The 18075-nt window shown below is 73.3% G+C and carries 15 protein-coding genes; 4 read left to right on the top strand and 11 right to left on the bottom strand.

Going from position 1 to position 18075, the window contains the following annotated elements:
- Positions 1-8: 8 nt before the first annotated feature.
- Genes fabD through AB0J46_RS28440 form a run of 4 tightly spaced genes read right to left on the bottom strand, consistent with a single transcriptional unit; the run spans position 9 to position 5095 of the window.
- Positions 9-2312, bottom strand: a complete 2304-nt coding sequence (gene fabD, locus AB0J46_RS28455) for an ACP S-malonyltransferase (RefSeq protein WP_364337099.1) — start codon at positions 2310-2312, stop codon at positions 9-11.
- A gap of 15 nt (positions 2313-2327) precedes the next feature.
- Positions 2328-3050: an enoyl-CoA hydratase-related protein gene (locus AB0J46_RS28450; protein ID WP_364337097.1), complete on the bottom strand. Its 723-nt coding sequence runs from the start codon at positions 3048-3050 to the stop codon at positions 2328-2330.
- The gene (locus AB0J46_RS28445) at positions 3041-4258 is read right to left on the bottom strand and encodes a hydroxymethylglutaryl-CoA synthase (RefSeq protein WP_364337095.1); all 1218 of its coding nucleotides are present in this window, start codon (positions 4256-4258) and stop codon (positions 3041-3043) included. The genes AB0J46_RS28450 and AB0J46_RS28445 overlap by 10 nt, the downstream gene beginning before the upstream one ends.
- Before the next feature lie 3 nt (positions 4259-4261).
- A complete protein-coding gene (locus AB0J46_RS28440) occupies positions 4262-5095 on the bottom strand; it encodes a DUF6039 family protein (RefSeq protein WP_364337093.1) in 834 nt (277 codons plus the stop codon).
- Positions 5096-5229: 134 nt separating this feature from the next.
- Between AB0J46_RS28440 and AB0J46_RS28435 the strand changes: the two genes are divergently transcribed.
- Complete coding sequence (locus AB0J46_RS28435) at positions 5230-6513, top strand: cation:proton antiporter (protein WP_364337091.1); 1284 nt, start codon at positions 5230-5232, stop codon at positions 6511-6513.
- Between the two features lies 1 nt (position 6514).
- Here AB0J46_RS28435 and AB0J46_RS28430 read toward each other — a convergent pair whose 3' ends face one another.
- Complete coding sequence (locus tag AB0J46_RS28430) at positions 6515-7153, bottom strand: 4'-phosphopantetheinyl transferase superfamily protein (RefSeq protein WP_357978830.1); 639 nt, start codon at positions 7151-7153, stop codon at positions 6515-6517.
- Between the two features lie 59 nt (positions 7154-7212).
- Positions 7213-8133: a nitroreductase/quinone reductase family protein gene (locus AB0J46_RS28425; RefSeq protein WP_364337089.1), complete on the bottom strand. Its 921-nt coding sequence runs from the start codon at positions 8131-8133 to the stop codon at positions 7213-7215.
- Between the two features lie 160 nt (positions 8134-8293).
- Here AB0J46_RS28425 and AB0J46_RS28420 point away from each other — a divergent pair, with 160 nt between their 5' ends.
- From AB0J46_RS28420 to AB0J46_RS28410, 3 genes are all read left to right on the top strand, one after another.
- The gene (locus AB0J46_RS28420) at positions 8294-9691 is read left to right on the top strand and encodes an MFS transporter (protein ID WP_364337087.1); all 1398 of its coding nucleotides are present in this window, start codon (positions 8294-8296) and stop codon (positions 9689-9691) included.
- 32 nt (positions 9692-9723) lie between these two features.
- Positions 9724-10785, top strand: a complete 1062-nt coding sequence (locus AB0J46_RS28415; protein ID WP_364337085.1) for an alkene reductase — start codon at positions 9724-9726, stop codon at positions 10783-10785.
- 498 nt (positions 10786-11283) lie between these two features.
- A complete protein-coding gene (locus AB0J46_RS28410; protein ID WP_364337083.1) occupies positions 11284-12018 on the top strand; it encodes a glyoxalase in 735 nt (244 codons plus the stop codon).
- Between the two features lie 42 nt (positions 12019-12060).
- Here the strand turns inward: AB0J46_RS28410 and AB0J46_RS28405 are convergent, their stop codons facing one another.
- From AB0J46_RS28405 to AB0J46_RS28385, 5 genes are read right to left on the bottom strand one after another with little or no spacing between them, the layout of a single operon-like run.
- Entirely contained in the window at positions 12061-13359 is a 1299-nt protein-coding gene (locus tag AB0J46_RS28405) for a hypothetical protein (RefSeq protein WP_364337081.1), read from the bottom strand.
- The gene (locus AB0J46_RS28400; protein ID WP_364337079.1) at positions 13356-14567 is read right to left on the bottom strand and encodes a hypothetical protein; all 1212 of its coding nucleotides are present in this window, start codon (positions 14565-14567) and stop codon (positions 13356-13358) included. Before AB0J46_RS28400 ends, AB0J46_RS28405 begins: the two co-directional genes overlap by 4 nt.
- The gene (locus AB0J46_RS28395; RefSeq protein ID WP_364337077.1) at positions 14564-15847 is read right to left on the bottom strand and encodes a hypothetical protein; all 1284 of its coding nucleotides are present in this window, start codon (positions 15845-15847) and stop codon (positions 14564-14566) included. The genes AB0J46_RS28400 and AB0J46_RS28395 overlap by 4 nt, the downstream gene beginning before the upstream one ends.
- Positions 15844-17046 (bottom strand): ATP-grasp domain-containing protein, encoded by a 1203-nt coding sequence (locus AB0J46_RS28390; RefSeq protein ID WP_364337075.1) that lies wholly within the window; start codon positions 17044-17046, stop codon positions 15844-15846. Before AB0J46_RS28390 ends, AB0J46_RS28395 begins: the two co-directional genes overlap by 4 nt.
- On the bottom strand, positions 17043-17984 hold the full coding sequence (locus AB0J46_RS28385; protein WP_364337073.1) for a glycosyltransferase family 2 protein: 942 nt from the start codon (positions 17982-17984) through the stop codon (positions 17043-17045). The genes AB0J46_RS28390 and AB0J46_RS28385 overlap by 4 nt, the downstream gene beginning before the upstream one ends.
- Positions 17985-18075: the final 91 nt, after the last annotated feature.

Below are 18075 nucleotides of genomic sequence, written 5' to 3'. Positions count from 1 at the left end.
CTCAACGTCTAACCGTCCTTGGACAGGTCGCGCAGCCGGGCTTCGAGCAGCCCGGCTGCGGCCTCCATCAGCCGGTCGGCGATGACGTCCACGTGCCTGGCCCGCCAGTCGGCCAGCTCCGTGCCCGCCACCCACCGGTTGAACGCGCCCATCGCCGGCCCGCAGTGGACCTGGTAGTCCACCTGCCGCCCGGCCTCGCCGCGCAGCGCCAGCCTGATCGTGTGCACGAAGTACCAGCGGAAGACGAGCGCCATCCGGTGCTTGGGGTCGCGCTCGGCGCGGGCCAGCTCGGCCGGCCGGCGCGCGGCCAGGAACGCCCGGGTCTCCTCCCAGACCTCCTCGAAGGAACGGCGGAAGAACTTGTCCTGGATCGTCCGCCTGGTCCGCTCGTCGATCTCCTCCAGCGAGCCGTACTGGCGGTAGAGCTGGTACAGCTTGTTGGCGCGGGCCGGGAACAGCGTGCCCTTCCTGGCGACCTGCACCTGCGCGCCCATCTCGAACATGTCGCCGGCCGGGGCGTAGGCGGTGTCCTGCACGTCGAGCCCGGCCAGCAGGTCCTTGACGGCGTCGGACGTCCCGGCCTGCGGGGTGCACTGGTTGACGCTGCCGGTGACGATGAAGTCGGCGCCGAGCACGAACGCGGCGGCGGCCGCCTCCGGTGCGCCGATGCCGCCGGACGCCCCGACCCTGATGCGCCGGGCGTAGCCGTGGGCGGCCATCTCCTCGTCGCGCAGCCGCAGGATCGCCGGCATCAGCGCGTACGGCGAGCGCCCGTCGGTGTGCCCGGCCGAGTCGGCCTCGACGCAGACGTCCGCGCTGACCGGCAGCTCCGCGGCGACCTCCGCCTCGGCCGCGCTCAGCGCCCCCTCCCGGACGAGCCGGTCCAGGACGGCCTGCGGGGCGGGCCGCATGAAGGCAGCGGCGACCTCGGGCCTGGAGACCTTGGCCACCACGTGCCGGACGGCGACCGGCCGCCCGGCCGGGTCGCGGTGCGCGCCGCTGCAGCGGTAACGGACGAGGGGCGCGGTGATGTGCGGGTAGGCGGCGGCCTCGACGTACCGCACGTCGCGGCGGAGCAGCAGGTCCACCGTCTCGCGCTCCAGGCCCTCCTCGTCGAAGCCGTAGAGCAGGTTCACGCCGTAGGCGCCGTCCGGGCCGAGGGCGGACTGGACGGTGTCGAGCGCGTCGGAGATCTGGTCCAGGGTGAGGCCGCCCGCGCCGAGGAAGCCCATCAGCCCGGCCCGGCCCATCCTGATCACGAGCTCGGCCGAGGCGATGCCCTTGAACATCGACCCGGCCAGGTAGGCGTGGCGGACGCGGTAGTCGGCGCGGAACTCGGCCGAGCCGAGCACGATCCCGGCCTCCCGGACGGCGGGCGCCTCGACCGGCTCCCGGGCGGCGGGCTTCTCGACCGGCTCCCGGATGGCGGGCTTCTCGACCGGCTCCCGGATGGCGGGCTTCTCGACCGGCTCCTGCTCGGCAGAGGGCTCGGGCGGGTGGCGGCGGGTGACCGTCCACAGTTTGGTGAGCACGTCGCCGGGGCCGAGCTCCTCCAGCTCGGAGACGCCCTGGTCCATCAGGTAGCGCAGCCCGTCCACCCACCGCACCGGGTTGCAGATCTGGCGGCGCAGCAGCTCGGCCGCCTCACCGGCCCGGTACGGGCGTCCGGTCACGTTGGAGACGACGGGCACCCGCGGCTCCTCGATGCGGACGCCCTCCAGCGCCTCGGCGAAGGCGTCGGCGGCCGGTTCCATGTAGCGCGAGTGCGAGGGCACGCTCACGCTCAGCGGCACCCACTTGCCGGGGCCGCCGCGGCTGAGCGCGTCCAGCTCGTCCTTGGGCCCGGCCAGGACGACCTGTTCCGGGGAGTTGTAGTTGGCGATGTCGACGCCGGTGCCCGCCACCAGCTCCTCCAGCCGTTCGCGGTCGGCGCCGAGCACCGCCGCCATGGCGCCGCCGCCGGCCGCGGACATCAGCTCGCCGCGCCGCTTGACCAGGCCGAGCGCGGTCTCGAAGTCGAAGCAGCCGGCCGCGAACAGCGCCGCGTACTCGCCCAGGCTGTGCCCGGCCAGGTAGTCGGGCCGGCCGCCCTCCTCCTGCCGGGCGAGGAAGCTCAGCGCGTTGACCGTGAACAGGGCGGGCTGCACGTAGCGGGTCTCCCGCAGCCGCTTGGGGTCGTCGCACAGCTCGGCGACGGAGTAGCCGAGGATCTCGTCGGCGCGGGCGCACAGGTCGGGGTACCGCTCCAGGACGCCCGCGCCCATGCCCTTGCGCTGCGACCCCTGACCGGGGAAAACCCACACGACGGACATCAGGCGCGTTCCTCTCTAGCGTTCCCAGGGGAATCTCTTCTCGGTCGCGTAGTCGACGAGCCTGCGGCGCACCTCGGGGCTGGACATGAGCCGGCCGAACTCCTTGACCGCCACCTGCTCGGTCTCGTCCGACAGGATCCACAGCTCGCGGAAGTAGCGCTTCATGTCCGTGACGATCGACCGGTCCAGCTTGGTCAGCCGGTAGGCCAGCCGCCGCACGAGCGCCTCCGGGTCGTCCGACACCTCGTCCACCAGGTGGAAGGCGGCGGCCTCCGCGGCGCTCACCGGCTGGGTGCTCAGCGTCATCGCGTACGCCTTCTGAAAGCCCGTGCGCAGGATCAGGAACGGCAGCACGCAGCACGGCAGCAGCCCCCACAGCGCCTCGGGGAGGCTGAAGGTGCTGCGCTCGCTGGCGAAGACGAAGTCGCTGGCCGCGGCCAGGCCGACGCCGCCGCCGGCCACCCGGCCGTCCACCCGGGCCACCACCGTCACGGGCGTCTCGGTGAAGCGGCGCAGCAGGCCGTAGAACGCCCGGCCGCCGTCGGCGACGTCGCTGCCGGCCGCCTCCTCCAGGTCCATGCCGGTGCAGAAGACGCCGTCGCCGCCCTCCAGCAGCAGGATGCGGCAGCCGGGCGCGCGCTCGGCCTCGTCCAGGGCGGCGCCCAGCTCGTCGATGGCGCGGTCGTCGATCGTGCGGCTGCGCAGCCGGTGCCGCAGGGTCGCCGAGGTCAGCTCCATCTGTACTCCCGGTGGAAGTCCGCGATGCGGTCCAGCACCAGCAGGCCGCGACCGCCGAAGGCGTCCTCGTACAGGTCGCCGTACGGTTTGGGGTCCAGCACCGCGTCCCGCACCCCGAAGGCGCGGTCGGCGCTCAGCTCGGTCAGCGCGTCCAGCTCCGCGACGCCGATCTCGCGCCGCTCGTCCAGCGCCCGGCCGATGCCGCTGCGCCCCTGGGCCGGGATCACGCCGCTGTAGAACTCCGACGCGCAGCCCGACCCGTACGAGAACAGCCCCGCCCGTTTCGGCGCGTCGAACGCGCCGTGGTCGATGAGCGAGCACAGCGCCAGGTAGAGCGCGGCCGAGTAGGTGTTGCCCACCCGCACGCCGTAGGCCAGGGACGGCGCGACCCGCGCCGCGAAGTCGGCCTCGATCTCCTGCGCCCCCATGCCCTTGAGCTTGCGCAGCAACATCCGGTGCGCGCCCTTCACCATCCCGGCGAATGGCGTGTGCAGCGCCAGGTAGTCGAAGGTGTCCACGATGTCGGCCCCGGCCACCCGCCGCCCGTAGGCCGCGAAGCACTCCTCGGCGCAGCGCATGTACGCCAGCAGCGACAGGTCCGGATCGACGGCGTCGGTGTCGTGGCGCGGCCGGGCCGTGTCCATCACCTCGAAGGTGTGGTAGCCGCTGGCGCCGGGGTCGAGCCGCAGCACCCGCGCGTCCTCGCCGACCAGCATCGCCACCGCGCCGGCGCCCTCGGAGGGCTCCCAGTAGGTGGACTTGGCGGTGCCGCTGGCCGCGTCCGTGGCGATGGCCAGCGCCTTCACGCCGGGGATCGGGCTCGCGCCGACGACGGCGGCGGCGCACTGCAACGCGGCCGTCCCGCCGTAGCAGGCGTGCTTGACCTCGAACGAGCGGCACGCCGGGTTCAGCCCGAGATGGTGGTGGATGTAGGTGCTGATCGGCTTGCCGAAGTCGAGCCCCGACTCGGTGCCGACGACCAGCAGCTCGATCCGGTCCTTCTCCTCCGGGGCGAGCGCGTCCAGCAGCGGGCGGGCGGCGTTGACCGCGTTGGTGACCGGGTCCTCGCAGGGCAGGTTGACCGAGCGCTGCTCCATCATCAGGTTGCCGAAGCGGTTCACGTCCAGGCCGCGCGCGTCGAACAGCGCGCGGACGTCCGTGTACGCCCTGCCGACGTACGCGTTGATCGCCTCGATCCCGAGAGCCATGGCCTAGGGCACCATCAGGACGTCGTGGATGCTGGTCGGCACGAACAGCCGGTCCCACTGCCCGCCGCCGTGCCGTTCCGGGACCCGTTCCACGTCGTAGACCTCCTTGCGCATGCCCTCGCCGCGGTCCACCTCCCGCACGGCCTGGTAGTCGTCCAGCTCGCGCAGGTGGATGAGGGCGTGCAGGCGGTCCTGCCGGCCCCACGTCTGCTCGTAGATGAAGGCGGTGGCGCGGCCTTCCAGGTTGGCGTTGAGGTAACGCGACCAGTCGTAGAGGAACTGCCGTCCCTCCTCGCGCAGCTCGTAGCGCGCGTCGGCGGTGCGCAGCACGATCGCCCCGGCGGTCGCCGAGTTGAGCTGCTCCCGCTGCGTGGTCTGGTGCGTCGCGGGCGGCACGAACGTGCCGGGCACGTCGTGCACGTCGTCGGTGAACCCGTGCTGCGGGCACATGACGGTCTCCTGGAGACTGCCGTGCACGAACATCTTCTCCCAGTTGCCGCCGCCCTTCTTGGGCAGCCGGTCCTTGAGCGAGATCTGCTGGAACGCCTCGTCGTGGTCCACCATCTCGATGAGCTTGCTGTACTTCTCGGGGGACTTCATGTGCACGAACCAGTGCAGCCGCTCGCGTACGCCGAAGACCTCCTCGTAGCAGAAGGTCGTGGCGACGCCGGCCTGGGCGCGGTTCATGTAGTCGAGCAGGTCCACGCTGAAGTCGCGGCCCTCGCGGGCCATGCCGTACTCCAGCATCCCCACGCGGTGGATGATCAGGCCCGCGTTGCCCGAGTGCAGCAACTGGTCGGGGGGCAGGGTGGTCTGATACTGCGCCGGCTTCGTCATGCCCCGAATGTCGCCCACGGGGGCGGGAAGCTCCGCTCAATATTGAGCAGGCCCCTGGGGCGCCCGTCGCGGGCGGGCTCAATATTGAGCAGCAGGACGGCGGCCCGATCGGCCTAGCCTCTCGTGTGCCTGACATGCCTCTGGGAGCCCACGAACTGCTGGTCTTCATGCTGCAGCTGGGCCTGCTCCTCGGGCTGGCCGTCCTGCTGGGCCGGCTGGCCGTGCGCCTGCGCATGCCCGCCATCGTCGGCGAGCTGACCGTGGGCGTGCTGCTCGGCCCGTCGCTGCTGAACCATCTGGCCCCCGCCCTGAAGTTCACCCAGCTCCACCTGCTGGACGCGGTCGGCCAGGTCGGCGTCCTGCTGCTGGTCGCCATCACCGGCGTCCAGCTCGACTTCGGCCTGGTCCGGCGGCGCGGCGCGACGGCCGTCAAGGTGAGCGTCGCCGGTCTGGTCGTGCCGCTGGGGCTCGGCGTGGCCGCCGGTTTCCTGCTGCCCGCCTCCCTGCTCGTCGAGGGCACCAGCGTGACCGTCTTCGCGCTGTTCCTGGGCGTGGCCACGTGCGTCAGCGCCATCCCCGTGATCGCCAAGACGCTGACGGACATGAAGCTGCTGCACCGCGACGTCGGCCAGCTCTGCCTGACCGCGGGGATGGTGGACGACGCCTTCGGCTGGTTCATGCTCTCGGTCGTCTCGGCCATGGCGACCACCGGCGTGCGCGCCGGGCAGATCGTGTTGTCGCTGGCCTACCTGGCCGCGCTGGTGCCGTTCGCGCTGTGGGTGGGCCGGCCGCTGGTCCGCTGGACGATGCGGGCGGCCACCCGCTCGGACGAGCCGGGCCCGGCCGTGGCCGCCGCCGTGGTGCTGGTGCTGCTGGCCGCCGCCGGCACGCACGCGCTCGGCCTGGAGGCCATTTTGGGGGCGTTCGTCTGTGGCGCGCTGATCGGGCGGTCCGGCCACGCCGACGCCGCGTGGCTGGCCCCGCTGCGCACGATCGTCCTGAGCGTGCTCGCGCCCCTGTTCTTCGCGACGGCCGGCCTGCGCATGGACCTCACGCTGCTGGCCAGGCCGGACGTGCTGGCGGCGGCGGGGGTCGTGCTGGGGGTGGCGATCGTCGGCAAGTTCCTGGGCGCGTACCTGGGGGCGCTGCTGAGCCGGTTGAGCGCGTGGGAGGCGTTCGCGCTGGGGGCGGGCATGAACGCGCGCGGCGTCATCGAGGTGATCGTGGCGATGGTCGGGCTGCGCATCGGCATCATCGACACGGCGATGTACACGATCGTGATCGTCGTCGCGATCGTCACCTCGCTCATGGCGCCGCCGATCCTGCGCGTCGCGATGAGACGCGTCGAGCTCACCGCCGAGGAACGCCTGCGCCGGGCCGAGCACGAGCAGCTGGTCGAGCCCGGCCGCCGCGGCTGACCTATCGGGGGACGACGATCGCCGTGGCCAGCAGCCCGGGGGCGGCCGTCCAGCGGCCCGCGAACTCCGCCAGCGGCGCGTCCGGCGGCAGCAGCCTGGCGCGGAAGCGGCCGTCGAGGGAGAAGGCGAGCGAGCCGTCGTGGAACCCCAGCCACTCGCCGGTCAGCGGGAACCACGCCTTGTAGACCGACTCCTTGGCGCTGAACAGCAGCCGGTCCCAGCAGGTGCCGGGCCGCAGGTCGCGCAGTTCGCGGACCATCGCGGCCTCCTCGGGCCTGGCCACCATGCGGAAGACGCCTTCGGGGAGCGGTTCGTGCGGTTCGGCGTCGATGCCGATGCTGCGCACGTCGCCGGCGTCGGCCACGGCCGCCGCGCGGAACCCGGCGCAGTGCGTCATGCTGCCCACCGCGCCCGCCGGCCAGCGCGGCGCGCCGCGCCGGCCGGGGACGATGGGCGCGGGCGGGATGCCGAGGGCCGCCAACGCCTCGCGGGCGCAGTGGCGGACGGTGGCGAACTCGCGCCGGCGTTTGGCGACCGCCTTCCTGACGGCGTGCCGCTCCTCGGGGAAGAGCCGCACGCCGGGCGGGTCGCCGTAGGCGGTGGAGACGGCGACGTTGTCCGGGACGAGCGTCTCGATCATCGAGTGTCCCTCCTCCTGGGCCGGCGGGTGCCCCTCCGTCTACCCACAGGCCGCCGTCGTCACCGCTCTCCGGCGAGCGGTTCGAGGACGAAGACCGGGATCAGGCGCTCGGTCCTGGTCTGGTAGTCGGCGTAGTCGGGGTAGGCCGCCACCGCCCGCCGCCACCAGGCGTCCTTCTCCTCCCCCGACACCTCGCGCGCCCGGTAGACGCCGGTCGCCGTGCCGTCCTGGAGCTCGACGACGGGCTCGGCGAGCACGCTGGCGTACCACTGGGGGTTGACCGGGGCGCCGCCCAGGGACGCGACGGCCGCGTAGCGCCCCTCGTGCTCGACCCGCATGACCGGCGTCCTGCGCAGTTTGCCGGTCTTCGCGCCCCGGTAGGTCATCAGCACGACGGGCCGGTCCTTGATCGTGACGCCGTCGGTCGTGCCGGTGCGCATGATCTGCTCGACGTGCTCGCGGACCCAGTCCGACGTGCTGGGCTCGTACTCGCCGGTCGGCCCCTGTACGGCCCGCCGCGCCGCCTCCGCCGGGCCGTGCCGCCGGCCGGGGCGCTTGTCCACGTTGTCGGTGAGGGTGTTGATCAGGGCGGGCAGCCCGGCCACCGTCTCGGGCGGCAGCCCGGCCACGGTCTCCTCGGCCAGGTCGACCCAGAGCCGCTTGACCTGCTCGGCCAGCGCCCGGCCGCGGTCGGTGAGCTCGACCACGCTGGCCCGCTTGTCGGACGGCGCAGGCGTGCGGCGGATGTGACCGGAGGCCTCCAGCTTGCGGCTCATGAGCGTCACGCTGGGCGGCTCGCACCCCAGCGCCTCGCTGAGCTGCGCCTGGATCCTCGGCCCGGTGCGGGCGAGTTCGAGCAGGAGCGCCTCCTGCCCGGGATGCAGGCCGAGCGGGGCCAGCAGGGCGGCGGCCCTGGCCCGGTGGCGCAGGCTCAGCAGGCGGATCGCCTGGTTGACGGCGTCGGCTTGCGCGAAGTCCATGATCGCTCCTTGACGGAAATTAGTTATCTGCATAATAGTTATCCGCGTAACCAAATCCTACACGGCCGGGGCACGGCCTGCGGGAGCCGGGACCGTCCCCGGCGCGGCGCACGCACGCCGCGCGTCCACGGCGGCGAAGCAGACAAGAACGGAAGAACCCATGACGAGCATCGGCGCCGCCGCCCGGCGGGCCACCCCACGAACCGTCCCGTCCTGGCTGATCCTGGCGCTGGCCTGCGCCGGCCAGTTCATGGTCATCCTGGACGCCTCCATCGTGAACGTCGCCCTCCCCGCGATCCGCGCGGAGCTCGGCTTCACCCCCACCGGGCTCGCCTGGGTGGTGAACGGCTACCTGCTGGCCTTCGCCGGCTTCATGCTGCTGGGCGGCCGGGCCGCCGACCTGTTCGGCCCGCGCCGGACGCTGGTCGCCGGGCTGCTGCTGTTCTCCGCCGCCAGCCTGGCCGCCGGCCTGGCCACCGCGGCGGAGGTCCTGGTCACGGCCCGCGTGGCACAGGGCGCCGGAGCCGCCATGATGGCCCCCGCCACGCTGGCCGTGATCAACACGTACTTCACCGAGCCGGGCGCGCGTGCCAGGGCGTTCGGCGCCTGGTCGTCCGCGGGCGGCATCGGCGGGATGATCGGCGCGGTGGCCGGCGGCGCCATCACCACCGGCCTGTCGTGGCGCTGGGTCTTCCTCATCAACGTGCCGGTCGGCGCGCTGCTGATCGCCGTGGCCCTCGCGGCGCTGGTCACCGTGCGCGGCGCGCGGCGCGAGCCGCTCGACCTGGCCGGCGCGGTCACCGGTACCGCCGGCCTGGCGGCGCTGGTCTACGGGGTCATGCAGAGCGCCGAGCACGCCTGGTCGTCCGGACGGGTGCTCGTGCCCGTGCTCGCCGGCCTGCTGCTGCTCGCCGTCTTCGTCGTGGTCGAGGCGCGCTTCGCCGGGCGCCCCATGCTGCCCCTGCGGCTGCTCCGGATCCGGGGCGTGGCCGTCGGGAACGGCATGCTGCTGCTGTTCGGCGGGATCACCATCGCGATGTGGTACTTCACGTCGCTGTTCCTGCAGAACGTCCTGGGCTTCAGCGCGCTGCTCGCGGGGCTCGGGCAGACGCCCGCGGCGGTGACGTTCATGCTGGTCGCCCGGGCGTCCGCGGCCCTGCTGCCGCGGGCCGGGGCGCGGGCGCTGACGCTCGGCGGCGGCGCGCTCTTCGTGGCCGGGTTCGGCTGGCTGTCCCTGGCGCAGGCCGGCAGCGGCTACCTCACCGGCGTCCTCGGGCCCACACTCCTCGTCGCGGCCGGCATCGGGCTGACCTTCCCCACCCTCATGGCCGCGGCGACCGCCGAGGCGCCCGAAGGCGCGGCGGGCGTCGTCGGGGGCCTGGCCAACACCACCAGCCAGGTGGGCTCGTCGATCGGCCTGGCGGTCCTCGCGACGGCCGCGGGCACGGCGGGCTCCCCCGAAGCCCTCGCCGACGGCTACGGCCTGGTCTTCCTCATCGCGGCCGGGCTCGGCCTGGCCCTCGCGGCGGGCGGCTTCCTGCTGCCGCGCCGCGCCTGACCCACCCCACCCCTTCCACCAAGGAGATCTCCATGTCCCTCGCCTTCGATCCGATCGCCGTGGGCGGCACGAAGCTGGCCAACCGGGTCGTCATGGCCCCGATGACCCGCAGCCGCGCCCGCGACGGGCTGGTGACGAGCCTGACGGCGCAGTACTACGCCCAGCGCGCCTCCGCCGGGCTGATCGTCACGGAGGGCGTCCAGCCGTCGGTGATCGGCCAGGGCTATCCCTTCACGCCCGGCCTGCACAGCGCCGCGCAGGTCGCCGCCTGGCGCGAGGTCACCGGCGCGGTGCACGCGGCGGGCGGCAAGATCTTCGCCCAGCTCCTGCACACCGGCCGGATCGGCCATCCGGTGCTGCTGCCCGAGGGAGAGGTCCCCGTCGCGCCGTCGCCGGTGGCCGCGCGCGGGCAGCTCTTCACCCCCGACGGCGTCAAGGAGTTCGTCACCCCGCGCGAGCTGACGGAGCCCGAGATCGAGCGGACCGTCGCCGACTTCGCGAACGCCGCCCGCAACGCCGTCGAGGCCGGTTTCGATGGCGTGGAGCTGCACGGCGCCAACGGCTACCTGATCCACCAGTTCCTCGCCCCCGGCACCAACCGGCGCACCGACGGCTGGGGCGGCTCGGCGGCCGGGCACGCCCGGTTCGCCGTGGCGGTCGTCTCCGCCGTGGCCGGCGCGATCGGCGGCGACCGCACCGCGTTGCGGATCTCCCCCGGGATGCCGAACAACGACATGCACGAGCCCGACCCGCGGCCGGTCTACGAGGAGCTGCTGGGCCGGACGGCGGAGCTGGGGCTGGCGTACCTGCACGTCATGGAGGCCGCCGACCGGGAGCTGACGCGTGCCCTGCGGCGGCTCTTCCCCGGCCCGCTCGTCCTGAACCCGCACACCGGCGACCGCCCGACCGGCCCCGAGGACCTCGCGCTGATCGAGGACGGCACCGCGGACCTGATCGCCTTCGGCCGGCTCTTCCTCGCCAACCCCGACCTGCCCCGCCGTCTGGCGACCGGCGCGCCGCTCAACGCCCCGGACCCGGCCACCTTCTACGGCGGCGACGCCGGAGGCTACACCGACTACCCGGCCCTGTCCTGACCGGCCGGTCGCGGGGCGCGGACCCGATCAGGTGACGCCACCCTTTTTGATCTTCAAGGATGCGGCCGGCCGGAATTTCGGTCGGCCGATAAAGCGGCCTCCTTGCGGAGAAGGCGGTCGGAGGCGGTGTCAAGGAAGGTCCGCGCCCCACGCCCCGGCGGCGATTGACCCGGACCCGCGCGAACAGGACGCCACCAGCCTCGATGCGCGCCTCCACCCGCGGGAGTCACCGAAACGTGATCGGCGCTCTTTTCCCATGCATTCTTCGTCCCGCGGGTGATTCAGTGGAAAACAATTCCTCGGCGAATTCAGGGCGGGCGGTTCGCCGGAAATTCACCGCCACCCGATCGCTATTCAAATGAATCGGGAAAAGCGCATTGTCCGATCGATTATGTCTCGGAATTCAGCGGATGGGGGGCGGAACCGTCATGGAACGATCCATATGCGAGAGGCCGCCGGAGATGCCAGCATCGTCGGATGACCCGAGAGGTGGAATCCATGAGCGAGCCCGCGATCCGTCCCAACGAGACGACGGTTCCGGTGCTGCCCTGCCCTTCCCCCGAGCAGACCCTGGAGTTCTTCGAGGCGCTCGGGTTCACCGTCACCCACCGGCAGACCCGGCCCTACGTCTATCTGGCGATGCGCTGGAGCGGGTTCGACCTGCATTTCGGCCCCGCGCCGAAGGACTTCGACCCCGCCCGGGACGCGACCGGGGCGTGCCTGGTCCTGGTCGACGCGGTGGCGCCGTACCACGCCGCGCTCGTCGCGGCCATGCGCCGGGCCTACGGCAAGGTGCTGAGCACGGGCCTGCCGCGGATCACCCGCTACCGGCCCGGCGCGTCCAGGTTCACGCTGATGGACCCGTCCGGGAACTCGATCATGTTCATCCAGCGGGACGAGCCGGCCGAGCTGGAGTACGGCGGCTCCACGAAGCTGACGGGCCTGGCCAAGGCGCTGGACAACGCCCGGATCCTGCGCGAGTTCAAGAACGACGACCTGCAGGCCTACCGGGCGCTCAAGTCGGCCGTGCGCCGGCACGGCCCGCAGGCACCGGCGGCCGAGCGGGCCATCGCCCTGTGCCACCTCGCCGACCTCGCCACGGCGCTCGGCGAGCCCGCCGAGCCGTGGCTGGCCGACCTGCGCGGCACCGAGCTCACCCCCGACGACAGGCGGCGCGTCGAGTCCGAGCTCGGCCACCTCGCCGACCTGCGCGAATGGCTCGGGCCGAACTGACGGCGGGCACGCGGGCGGCGAACGGCCGGGCCGAGGAGGGCGTCAGGAGGCGGGGGTGTTGTGCATGATCTTGACCATCCGCACCTTGCCGTTGGGCTCCGGGGTGATGCTGTCCACCGTGCGCGCGGTCACCTCGAAGTCCGTGGCGACGGCGGCCACGGCGTCGCGGACCCGCCCGGCCAGGTCGGCGGGGGCCGACGGCGAGGGCACCAGCAGGATCTCCACCGCGCCCGGCCGGTACTGGAGCACCTGCACGCCGCGCACGCCCGCCGTCGGCATCACGGCCGGGTTGGTGAGGAAGTTGGCGTGCACCGTACGCCCGTCGGCGGCCACGACGCGGTCCTCGGTCCGTCCCTGGATCCGGCGGATGATCGGGGTGTGGAAGGCCCGGCACGGGCAGTCGTCCGGCTCGATGAGCACGCGGTCGCCGAGCCGGTAGCGGATCAGCGGCATCGCCTCGGCGTGCAGCCGGGTCACCAGGACCTCGCCCTCGCCGTCGGCCAGCGACACGCCGCCGTCGTCGTGCAGCACCTCCACCACCACGTCGGCCGAGCGCAGGTGCATCGCGCCCTCGGGGCAGGTGCGGCCGATCGTGTACGCCTCCACCGAGGCGTACACCTCGTGGCCGCGCGCCCCGAAGTAGTTCAGCACGTGCTCGCGGGCCTCGGGGGTGAGCGTCTCACCGGCGAAGATGACGGTGTGCACGCCACGGTAGGCGATCTTCCTGCGGCGCAGCTCGTCCACGAGGGTGACGATGCAGCCGGGGAAGCCCCACAGGAACGTCGGCCGTCCGCGCAGGAACGCCTCGACCTGCTCGTCCAGGCTCCGGCTGGTGTTGACGTGGACCGTGCGGGCCAGGCCGAGCCGCTGCAGCCGGTGCGGCCGGAACTCGCCCACCCGGAAGTAGCCGATCCGGTCCCAGGGGCGCAGGCCCGAGGCCAGCAGGTCCTGGAGGTAGGTGGCGCGCAGGTAGCCGAGGTCGCCCTCGGAGTAGAAGGGACGGATGGGCACGCCGGAGGAGCCGCTGGTGGGCGCCTCGCGGGTGTTGTCGGGGGTGAACCCGGTGGCCATCAGCTCGGCGGGCGGCAGGTCCCGCAGCGTCGTCCGGTTCAGCATCGGCAGGGCGGCCAGGTCGGCGGCGGTGGACAGCGCCGCCACGGCGTCGGCCGGGAACACGCGGCGGTAGTACGGCACGTTGGCGTGCGCGTGGCGGACGAGCCCCGTCAGCAGCCGGTCCTGCACGACCTGGAGCCGGGCCGGGTCCATCCGGTCCCGCGAGCGCGCCAGGTAGAGGTTCCGCACCACCGGCACCACCGGGATCGTGCTGGGCAAGCCCTTCATGAGGTCTCCTTCTTCAGCGTGGCCAGCATGACGCCGCCCTTGACCACCTCGCCCGCGCAGTACGCCAGCAGCGCGCCGAACGCCGCCGCGGCGGGCACCAGGAACCAACCGGCGGCGGCGACCACCGCGAACTGCAGGCACGCGGCCACCGCGGCCAGCCGCCGTCCCCGGTCGTCGGTGTTCTCCACCAGCAGGAACGCGGGCAGCACGGCCACCGTCAGGGCCGCCTCGGCCAGCAGCGCCGCGCCGGTCGCCACCATGCCCCGCTGGCCGCCCGCCAGCACCACCCCGAGCACGACCACCGCCAGGGCGCCGGCCGGCACGGCGGGCGCGAGGATGCGCCGCGCCATCCGGCGGGCGCCGGCCTCGCCCGTGCCCTCGATCCAGACCGCCACCCGCGGCTGGAGGATGCGCAGCAGGTACGACACGCCCATCACGACCACCGACAGCGCCACCGACCACACGTAGAAGACGCTGGTCTGCTGCGCGTCGTCCAGGTGCGCGAAGTACGCGAACGTCACCGAGGTGGCCGCGACCGCGGTCACCTCGCCGACGCTGAGCAGCGCCGCCGCGCGTACGGCCGGCCGGTAGGCGCCCTTGTCCGCCTTGCCGGCGCGCCCGCGGATCAGCCCGGCCGCCAGCACGGCGTTCAGCACGACCAGCACGCCGACGTGCAGGGCCAGCAGCGCGTTGGCCCGCATCCCGGTCATGGCCACCAGCCCCACGCCGGACGCCTGCGCGACGGCGAGCGTCAGGTAGGCGAACACGTCGGCCCGCGCCCGCCCGCGCAGCCGGTTCAGCGCCGCCATGACCGCGCAGCAGCCCAGCCCGCAGGCGTAGGCGGCGGCGGCCGCGTACCGGGCGGGCGCGCCGCCGGGGTCGGCCGCCGCCAGGGCCAGCCAGACGGGCACGGCCAGCGTGAACGGCGTGGCCGCCAGCAGCATGAACAGCGGCCGCAGCGTCTGCCCGCCGCGCCGCGGCACCAGCGCGAGCGCCGCCTTCTCGATGCCGCTGGACGTCAGGGCCAGCAGCCAGCCGGACACGCCGTTGGCGGTGGCGTACAGGGCGAACTCGTCGGCGCCCCAGAGGCCGAGCAGCACCAGGTTGGCGGTCCACAGGGCGGCGCGGAACGCGCCGCGCCCGGCGAACAGGGCCGCCGTCACCGCCACGAGGCGTGGCGGCGGCCTGCGGCGCAGGCTCACGGTCACGGGCCGGCCTGTGCCGACTCGACGAACCTGCCCTTGCCGCCGGGGGTGAGCGTGACCCGTTCGGCCTGCTCGAAGCGCACCTCGACCGGGCCGCCCACCTGCTTGGCCAGCCCGTTGCGGTAGGCCGCGGCCACCTCGTCGAAGTCCCGGCCCGCCTCGGGGACCAGGTGGACGGTGACGTTGCCGTCGGCGTCCTGGCGGACCATGCTCTCGGCCACGCCCGGCGTCCACATGGCCAGCGACAGGAACGTGGCCGTGTAGACGCGGTGGCCGCCGGGGAAGGTGATGTAGTCGTCGGACCGGCCGCCGGTCACCCGCATGCGCATGAACCGGTTGCCACAGCCGCACTCCCCCGGCACGATCATGCCGCGGTCGCCCAGGCGGTAGCGGACCAGCGGCATCGCCCGTTCCCTGAAGTGGGTCACCACGACCGCGCCGTCCTGGCCGTCGGGCACCGGCATGCCGTCGTCGTCCACGATCTCCAGGCGGACGCGGTCCTCGTCCACATGCATCGCGCCCCGGTCGCACTGGGTGGAGACGGTCAGCACCTCGTAGGCCGAGTACTCGTCGTACACCGGCACGCCGAAGCCGTTCTGGAGCAGCTCGCGCACCTCGTCGGTGAGCAGTTCCGAGTCGGTCATGACCATGCGCAGCGTGCGCCGCAGCCGGGCCACGTCGTTGGGTGAGGCGGCGCGCAGCAGCCCGCGCAGCACCACCGGGTAGCCCATGATCAGGTGCGGGCGCACCTTCAGCACGTCGGCCAGGATCTTCGCGTCGCCCTGCCCGGCGCCGATGACCGTGCGCGGGAACAGGCCGAGCCGCTGGAACCAGCGCAGCGGGCGGGGGAACGGCTTGATGTGCGCGATCCGCCACCACGGCCGGTAGCCCGACAGCAGGAAGCGGCGGAAGATGGTCGCGCCGTGGTAGCCGTAGGCGGCCACGTCGTGCCGCACCTCCAGGACGCGGCCCGTGGTCCCACTCGTACGGTCCAGCCGGTAGTCCTTGGCGCCCAGGCCGGGCGTGTGGAAGCGGGACAGGTCGCCGTCCAGCACGGTGGCCTTGTCCAGGATCGGCAGCTTCGCCAGGTCGGCCAGGCTGTGCAGGGGCACGTCGTAGCGCGGGTCGGCGTAGTGCGGCACGTGCGCGCGGGCGAAGGCCAGCAGGTCGCGCAGGCCGTCGAGGGTGAGCCGGTCGGTCTCGGCGCGCGGGCGGCGGATGGCGCGGAAGGCGTCCACGACGTGCCGCACCTCCCGCACGGCGACGCCCAGTCCATGGCTCACAGGCCGTCCCCGATCTCGAAGCGGAGCAGCCCGGTGGCCTCGGCCAGCACGCCGGCCAGCGCGTCCCGGCCGGAGGCGGCGGCGGTCAGGTAGCCGAGCTTGGCGCCCGCCCGCGTGTAGCGCTCCACGTGGTCGCCGGGGGCGGCGGCCAGCACCAGGTCGACGACGCCGGGCAGCGCCCTGACCTGCTCCTCGCCGTCCACCCGGACCAGTTTCCCGTCGCGTTCCGCGTTGAGCACGCGGACCGCGCCGTACCGGGTCGCCGCCGGGGTCAGGGAGGGCGTCTCGCCCATGGCCGACAGCACGTACTGCTCGACCACGTCCACGCCGTGGACCAGGCCCAGCAGCTCGGCCAGGCCGTTGCCGCCCAGGCGGGCGCCCATCTCGACGAGCACGACCTCGCCCGTCCCGGTGACCAGCACGTCGGCGCTGAGCGGCCCTTCGCGCAGCCCGGTCTCGGCGCAGACCGCGTCGAGCATCGGGCGCACGGCGTCGGTGACGTGGTCCGGCCCCGGCATGGTGTGCTGGACGGTGATGAACAGCGGCGGCGGGGTCAGCTCCCGTTCGGCCAGGCCGATCAGCGCCACCCTGCCGCCGATCACGAACGCCTCGGCCGTGTAGTGGGCGCCCTCCAGGAACTCCTCGGCCACGACGCGGCCGGACAGCGACCACTCCCTGGCCAGCCCCACGGCCTCGGGCAGCTCGTCCGGCGCGCGGCACAGCGACACGCCGCGGCTGCCGGAGGAGTCCACCGGCTTGACCATGAGCGGGAATCCCAGCTCAGGGGCGTCGCGCAGCACCTCCTCCGCGGTGCCGCTCACGTGGCGGGGGCCGGGCAGGCCGAGCCGGGCGCACATCGCACGGAACCAGCCCTTGTCCACCGAGCCGCGCACCGCGCCCTCCGACAGCCCGCACGGCAGGCCGAGCCGGGCGGCCAGGGCGAGCTGCGAGGGCAGGTTGACGTCGCTGGCCGGGGAGACCACGCCGGCCAGGTCGTCGCGCTCGGCCAGGGCCCGGGCGACCCGCGGCACGTCGCGGGTGCTGAGGTCGAGGAACTCGTCGGCGTGCGCGACGCCGGGGGCGTCGGCCCGCATGTCCACGCAGATCGTGCGCACGCCGAGGCGGGCCGCGGCGCGGATGGTGCTGATGGCGCCGTCCGCGCCGCCGAGGACCGCGATGGTGCGGCCGGCGCCGGTCACGTGAGCCTCCCGGCGAGCAGGTCAGCGGAATCGACCGGCACGTTGGCCTCCCGTACGAGGAACAGCGGCGGACGGGCCTGACCGCGAGAGATGTGCAGAAGCGTGCGGGCCATCATGCTCAGCCCGAACAGGGCGGCGGCCAGCGCCAGCCCGAACAGCAGCGCGCTGCCGGTGATCCCGGCCAGCAGCGCCACGGGCAGGCCGATCAGGCCCGCCCACACCGCGGCCGAGATGGGCCGCGACGAGAAGCCGAAGAACAGGTCCAGCGAGTGCCTGGCCAGCCCGCGCACGGTCACCTTGGACGAGCCGTGCACCCGCGGCCGGTGCGCGGTCGGCACGGTCGTCCAGGCGCGCGTCAGGCGCGGCAGCGTGGCCAGGAAGTACGGCGTGCCGAGCCGCAGGTCCACGATCCGGCGCGCGATCTCCGTGCGGACCAGGCGGAACGTCGTGGCGCGCGGCGGGATCTCGATGCCCAGCAGCCGCCGCGCCAGCCAGTCGTGCACGATCGACGCGGTCCGCCGCGGCCAGGGGTCCTTGCGGTCCACCCGGATGCCGAACACCGCGTCGTACCCGTCGGCCGCCCGCTCGATCAGCCGCTTGGCCTCGGTGGGCGGGAACTGCAGGTCGGCGTCCAGGTGCAGCACCCAGGGGTTCCGGGCGTACCGATATCCGGCCGAGAAGGCGGCCTCGACGCCGAAATTCTTGGACAACGATATGAACGACACACGATTGTCACTCTCGGCGATCAAGCGAATGCGCGCGAGCGTGTCGTCCGTACTGCCGTCGTCGACGAAGAGAATTTCGAGTTCGCCCTGGTCACCCAGCGCGTCGGCGATTTCCCGATACGTGTCAGGGATGTTGTCGGCCTCGTTCAGGCACGGAACGACCACGGTGAGTGCCAGGCCGTCCGGCGGAACCGGAAGCGGATGCTCATTCATGGAACGGTCTTCACCACGTGTATCAACCCCGGTTCACCCTGTGACAGGGCCCGGGCATTCCCACCCGGCTACGACCCCGGTTGCGGAATAT

Source organism: Nonomuraea sp. NPDC049758 (genome assembly GCF_040674635.1).
Lineage (GTDB): Bacteria > Actinomycetota > Actinomycetes > Streptosporangiales > Streptosporangiaceae > Nonomuraea.
This window is presented reverse-complemented; position numbering and strand designations above follow the sequence as displayed.

What these genes read in the sequence shown, in the direction of transcription:
- AB0J46_RS28420 (WP_364337087.1), top strand. Translation starts at nt 8,294, where the DNA reads ATGACGAGCATCGGCGCCGCCGCCCGGCGGGCCACCCCACGAACCGTC.
- AB0J46_RS28435 (WP_364337091.1), top strand. Translation starts at nt 5,230, where the DNA reads ATGCCTCTGGGAGCCCACGAACTGCTGGTCTTCATGCTGCAGCTGGGC.
- AB0J46_RS28405 (WP_364337081.1), bottom strand. Translation starts at nt 13,359, where the DNA reads ATGAAGGGCTTGCCCAGCACGATCCCGGTGGTGCCGGTGGTGCGGAAC.
- AB0J46_RS28445 (WP_364337095.1), bottom strand. Translation starts at nt 4,258, where the DNA reads ATGGCTCTCGGGATCGAGGCGATCAACGCGTACGTCGGCAGGGCGTAC.
- AB0J46_RS28385 (WP_364337073.1), bottom strand. Translation starts at nt 17,984, where the DNA reads ATGAATGAGCATCCGCTTCCGGTTCCGCCGGACGGCCTGGCACTCACC.
- AB0J46_RS28410 (WP_364337083.1), top strand. Translation starts at nt 11,284, where the DNA reads ATGAGCGAGCCCGCGATCCGTCCCAACGAGACGACGGTTCCGGTGCTG.
- AB0J46_RS28430 (WP_357978830.1), bottom strand. Translation starts at nt 7,153, where the DNA reads ATGATCGAGACGCTCGTCCCGGACAACGTCGCCGTCTCCACCGCCTAC.
- AB0J46_RS28415 (WP_364337085.1), top strand. Translation starts at nt 9,724, where the DNA reads ATGTCCCTCGCCTTCGATCCGATCGCCGTGGGCGGCACGAAGCTGGCC.
- AB0J46_RS28425 (WP_364337089.1), bottom strand. Translation starts at nt 8,133, where the DNA reads ATGGACTTCGCGCAAGCCGACGCCGTCAACCAGGCGATCCGCCTGCTG.
- fabD (WP_364337099.1), bottom strand. Translation starts at nt 2,312, where the DNA reads ATGTCCGTCGTGTGGGTTTTCCCCGGTCAGGGGTCGCAGCGCAAGGGC.
- AB0J46_RS28440 (WP_364337093.1), bottom strand. Translation starts at nt 5,095, where the DNA reads ATGACGAAGCCGGCGCAGTATCAGACCACCCTGCCCCCCGACCAGTTG.
- AB0J46_RS28450 (WP_364337097.1), bottom strand. Translation starts at nt 3,050, where the DNA reads ATGGAGCTGACCTCGGCGACCCTGCGGCACCGGCTGCGCAGCCGCACG.